At 68.4% G+C, this 4,743-nt stretch carries 6 protein-coding genes; 5 read left to right on the forward strand and 1 reads right to left on the reverse strand.

The features are described 5' to 3' along the window. The coding region (locus tag AC1D01_RS21300) for a phosphopantetheine-binding protein (RefSeq protein ID WP_477869809.1) at positions 1-201 on the reverse strand (201 nt) is incomplete at its 3' end. A gap of 187 nt (positions 202-388) precedes the next feature. Between AC1D01_RS21300 and AC1D01_RS21305 the strand changes: the two genes are divergently transcribed. The 5 genes from AC1D01_RS21305 to thrS all read left to right on the forward strand — a co-directional run. Next, entirely contained in the window at positions 389-1,123 is a 735-nt protein-coding gene (locus tag AC1D01_RS21305) for a class I SAM-dependent methyltransferase (protein ID WP_477869811.1), read from the forward strand. Then, positions 1,123-1,599, forward strand: coding sequence for an acyl-CoA thioesterase (locus AC1D01_RS21310; protein WP_047511783.1), 477 nt, complete (start codon positions 1,123-1,125; stop codon positions 1,597-1,599). Before AC1D01_RS21305 ends, AC1D01_RS21310 begins: the two co-directional genes overlap by 1 nt. An 82-nt stretch (positions 1,600-1,681) precedes the next feature. After that, on the forward strand, positions 1,682-2,386 hold the full coding sequence (aqpZ, locus tag AC1D01_RS21315) for an aquaporin Z (protein ID WP_477869813.1): 705 nt from the start codon (positions 1,682-1,684) through the stop codon (positions 2,384-2,386). Positions 2,387-2,474: 88 nt separating this feature from the next. After that, positions 2,475-2,990 (forward strand): glycine zipper 2TM domain-containing protein, encoded by a 516-nt coding sequence (locus AC1D01_RS21320; protein WP_477869815.1) that lies wholly within the window; start codon positions 2,475-2,477, stop codon positions 2,988-2,990. A 185-nt stretch (positions 2,991-3,175) separates the two neighbouring features. Then, a partial coding sequence (thrS, locus tag AC1D01_RS21325) for a threonine--tRNA ligase (RefSeq protein WP_477869817.1) occupies positions 3,176-4,743 on the forward strand: 1,568 nt, incomplete at its 3' end.

Genomic DNA, 4,743 nt, shown 5'->3' on the forward strand with positions numbered 1-4,743 from the left:
CTCGTCGCCAGAGCGCAGCTGGAAGCCGTAGCGCTTGGACACGACCAGCGCCAGCTCGAGGATGTCGATCGAATCGAGACCGAGGCCTTCGCCATACAGCGGCGCATCGGGGTCGATGGCGCCCGGGGCGATCTCCAGGTTGAGGGACTCGACCAGGAGCGTGCCGACTTCCGGCAACAGAGAGATGTCAGCTGAACTCATGCGGTCTCGGGATACTCGTGCAGTGGGGTCCGCACGATCAAAGTGCGCGATTTTAGCGGAGCCGGCTTGCGGCTTCCGTCACAGGCCGTACCATCGCCCGACCCTGGCCCCTCGTCTGCCGCCCATGCCCGATCGCGCTCCGCCCGCACGCCTCTCGCCTGAGCCGCCCGGACCCGGCCCTGCCGTGGTGCACCTGCCGCACAGCGCGCTGAACGATTACTACCCCGATGGCGACGTGCAGGCCCGCGAGCGCTTCATCCGCACCGCCTTCGACGACACTGCCGGCGACTACAACCGGCTCGAACGCATCCTCGGACTGGGCACCGGCTCGTGGTACCGCCGCCAGGCGCTGCTGCGCGCCGGCCTGGCGCCCGGCATGCAGGTGCTCGACCTCGGCATGGGCACCGGGCTGGTCTCGCACGAGATCCTGCACGTGACGAACGAGCCGCAGCGGCTGATCGGCGTCGACCCGAGCCCGGGAATGATGGCGCAGGCGCACCTGCCGCCCGAGGTGCGCTGCCTCGAGGGCCGGGCCGAGGCGCTGCCGGTGCCGGACGCGAGCGTCGATTTCCTGGTGATGGGTTATGCGCTGCGCCACATCGAGGATTTCTCGGTCGCCTGCGCCGAGTTCCGCCGCGTGCTGAAGCCGGGCGGGCGGCTGCTGATCCTCGAGATCACCAAACCGGCCGGGCGATTCAGCACCGCACTGCTCAAGCTCTACATGCGCGGCGCGCTGCCGCTGCTGGCGCGCGTCGTCTCGAAGGCCGAGGGCACGCCCCGGCTGTGGCGCTACTACTGGGACACCATCGCCGCCTGCGTGGCCCCGGCCGAGGTGGTGGCCACCTTGCGCGCGGCCGGCCTGCACGAGGCGGGCCGCCATGTGGAACTCGGCATCTTTTCGGAATACGGAGCTCGCGGCTGATGAACCTGCCTTCCCACCAACTGACGATGACGGTGCTGATGACGCCCGACATGGCCAATTTCACCGGCAACGTGCACGGCGGCAGCATCCTGAAGCTGCTCGACCAGGTGGCCTACGCCTGCGCGAGCCGCTATGCGGGGCGCTACGTGGTGACGCTGTCGGTCGACCAGGTGACCTTCCGCCAGCCGATCCACGTCGGCGAGCTGGTCACCTTCCTCGCGTCGGTGAACCACACCGGCAACACCTCGATGGAGATCGGCATCAAGGTCATCACCGAGAACATCCAGACGCAGCTGGTGCGGCATGCCAACAGCTGCTTCTTCACGATGGTCGCGATGGACGACGAACGCCGGCCGGCCACGGTGCCGCCGCTGGTGCCGGTGTCGCCGGACGAGATCCGCCGCAGCAAGGCGGCCCAGGTGCGGCGCCAGCTGCGCCAGGAGTTCGAGAAACGCGCGACCGCGATGACCTCCTGACGCGCATCCCGCGCTTGAAGACTTGACGGCGTCAGATGGCTGGCGCACAACAGCGCCCTTGTCAACAACGAAGGGAGTGATGATGAACCTGAYGAAGCGGGCTGCGGCCGAACTGATCGGAACCTTCTGGCTGGTGCTGGGGGGCTGCGGGAGCGCGGTGCTGGCAGCGGCGTTCCCGAACGTGGGCATCGGCCTGCTGGGGGTCTCGCTCGCGTTCGGGCTGACGGTGCTGACGATGGCCTTCACGATCGGCCACATCTCCGGCTGCCACCTGAACCCGGCGGTGTCGATCGGCCTGGTGGCCGGCGGTCGCTTCAAGGCGTCGGAGTTGCCGGCCTACATCGCGGCGCAGGTGATCGGTGGCCTGCTGGGCGCGGCCGTGCTGTACCTGATCGCGAGCGGCAAGGCCGGCTTCAGCCTGGCCGGCGGGCTGGCGTCGAACGGCTTCGGTGAACACTCGCCGGGCGGCTATTCGGTGATGGCAGCGTTCGTCTGCGAGGTCGTGATGACCGGCATGTTCCTCGTGATCATCATGGGCGCGACCGACAAGCGCGCGCCGGCTGGCTTCGCACCGATCGCGATCGGGCTGGCGCTCACGCTGATCCACCTGATCAGCATCCCGGTGACCAACACCTCGGTGAACCCGGCGCGCAGCACCGGGCCGGCGCTGCTCGTCGGCGACTGGGCGCTGGCGCAGCTGTGGCTGTTCTGGGTCGCCCCGATCGGCGGCGCGGTGATCGGCGGGGTGCTGTACCGCTGGCTGGGCGGGCCGGACGACAAGGCCTGACATCGTTCTTTACACGCGGGCGGCCAACCCGCGTGCCGGCTGCGGCGTTGCTCCGGAGTGGCGCCGCGTCCGGCGCCCGGAGATGTCGATGAACCCGAAGCTCGCGCTGACGCGGCTCGCGTTGCTGGCCCTGGTGGGCAGCACCTTGTCCGGCTGCATCGTCTACCCCCGGCCGTACCACGAGCGGCCCTATTACGGGCCGCCGCCCGGGCCGCCACCGGGTGCGGGGGTCGTCGTGCCGCAGGCACCGCCGCCTCCGCGTTACTCGTACTACGACAACGGCCGCGGCCAGGTCACCAACATCGAGGTGCTGCGCCAGTACGAGCGGCCGACCGGCGGCGGGGCGGTGCTGGGCGGCATCGTCGGTGCCGCGGTGATCGGCGCGGTGATGGGCGGGCGCGGCGCGGGCGTCGTCGCCGGGGCGGTGGGCGGGGCGATCGTCGGCAACGAGATCGAGCGCAACCAGACGCCGGCCTGGGACACGTTCCGCATCACGGTGYGACTGGACAGCGGCGTGTGGCGGCAGTTCGTCGTCACGCAGCCGAACGGCCTGCGCGTGGGCGACGCGGTGCGCGTCGAGGGCCCCCGCATCTTCCCCGGCTGATCTACAATCCCGGCTCCCACGAGCAGAGCAAGCAAGGAACGAGGAAGGCATTATGGTTATGACACCGCGAACTACGCCGATTTCCACGAAGGTTTAGTCGGCCGCGGCTCGTCACGTCTTTACTCGTCATCTCTCTCGAAGCGCGGCTCACCCCCGCGCTTTTTTGTTTTCAGGAGCTCTCCCCCATGATTTCAGTCCAGTTGCCCGACGGTTCCCGACGCGAGTTTCCCGGCCCGGTGACGGTGGCCGAGGTGGCGGCCTCCATCGGCACCGGTCTCGCGAAGGCGGCGCTCGCCGGGCGCGTCGGGCAGGGCGATGCGGCACGCGTCGTCGACACCAGCTACCGCATCGAGGCCGACACGGCGCTCGCGATCGTCACCGACAAGGACCCCGACGGGCTCGAGGTGATCCGCCACTCGACGGCCCACCTGCTGGCCTATGCGGTCAAGGAGCTGTTCCCCGAGGCGCAGGTCACGATCGGCCCGGTGATCGAGAACGGCTTCTTCTACGACTTCTCGTACAAGCGCCCGTTCACGCCCGACGACCTGGCGGCGATCGAGGCCAAGATGGGCGAACTCGCGAAGAAGGACGAGCGCGTCGAGCGCCGCGTGCTGCCGCGCGACGAGGCGGTGGCGTACTTCAAGAGCCTGGGCGAGCACTACAAGGCCGAGATCATCGCCAGCATCCCGGCCAACGAAGACGTCTCGCTGTACCGCGAAGGCAAGTTCGAGGATCTGTGCCGCGGCCCGCACGTGCCGAGCACCGGCCGGCTGAAGCACTTCAAGCTGATGAAGGTGGCCGGCGCCTACTGGCGAGGCGACCACCGCAACGAGATGCTGCAGCGCATCTACGGCACGGCCTGGGCCACCAAGGACGAGCTGCAGCAGTACCTGCACATGCTCGAAGAGGCCGAGAAGCGCGACCACCGCAAGATCGGCCGTGAGCTCGACCTGTTCCACCTCGACGAGCACGCGCCCGGGCTGGTGTTCTGGCACGCCAAGGGCTGGGCGGTGTGGCAGCAGGTCGAGCAGTACATGCGCGCCGTCTACCGCGACAACGGCTACCAGGAAGTGAAGGGCCCGCAGATCCTCGACCAGGGCCTGTGGGAGAAGACCGGCCACTGGGGCAACTACCGCGACAACATGTTCGTGACCGAATCGGAAAAGCGCGACTACGCGCTGAAGCCGATGAACTGCCCCGGCCACGTGCTGATCTTCAACTCGCAGATGCGCAGCTACAAGGACCTGCCGATCCGCTACGGCGAGTTCGGCCAGTGCCACCGCAACGAGCCGTCGGGCGCGCTGCACGGCATCATGCGGGTGCGCGGCTTCACGCAGGACGACGGCCACATCTTCTGCACCGAGGACCAGATCCTCGACGAATGCGTGGCCTACACCGAGCTGCTGCAGAAGGTCTACAAGGATTTCGGCTTCACCGACATCATCTACAAGGTCGCGACGCGGCCGGAGCACCGTGTCGGCTCCGACGCGTTCTGGGACAAGGCCGAGTTCGCGGTGATGGAGAGCCTGCGCCGCTCCGGCTGTGAGTTCATCATCGCCYCGRGCGACGGCGCCTTCTACGGCCCGAAGATCGAATACACGCTGAAGGACGCGCTGGGCCGGCAGTGGCAGTGCGGCACGATGCAGGTCGACTACAACACCGCCGAACGCCTGAGCGGCGAGTACGTGACCGACACCAGCGGCCGCGCCCACCCGGTGATGCTGCACCGCGCCATCATCGGCAGCTTCGAGCG

It is taken from the genome of Rhizobacter sp. P3_B12, from assembly GCF_056402895.1.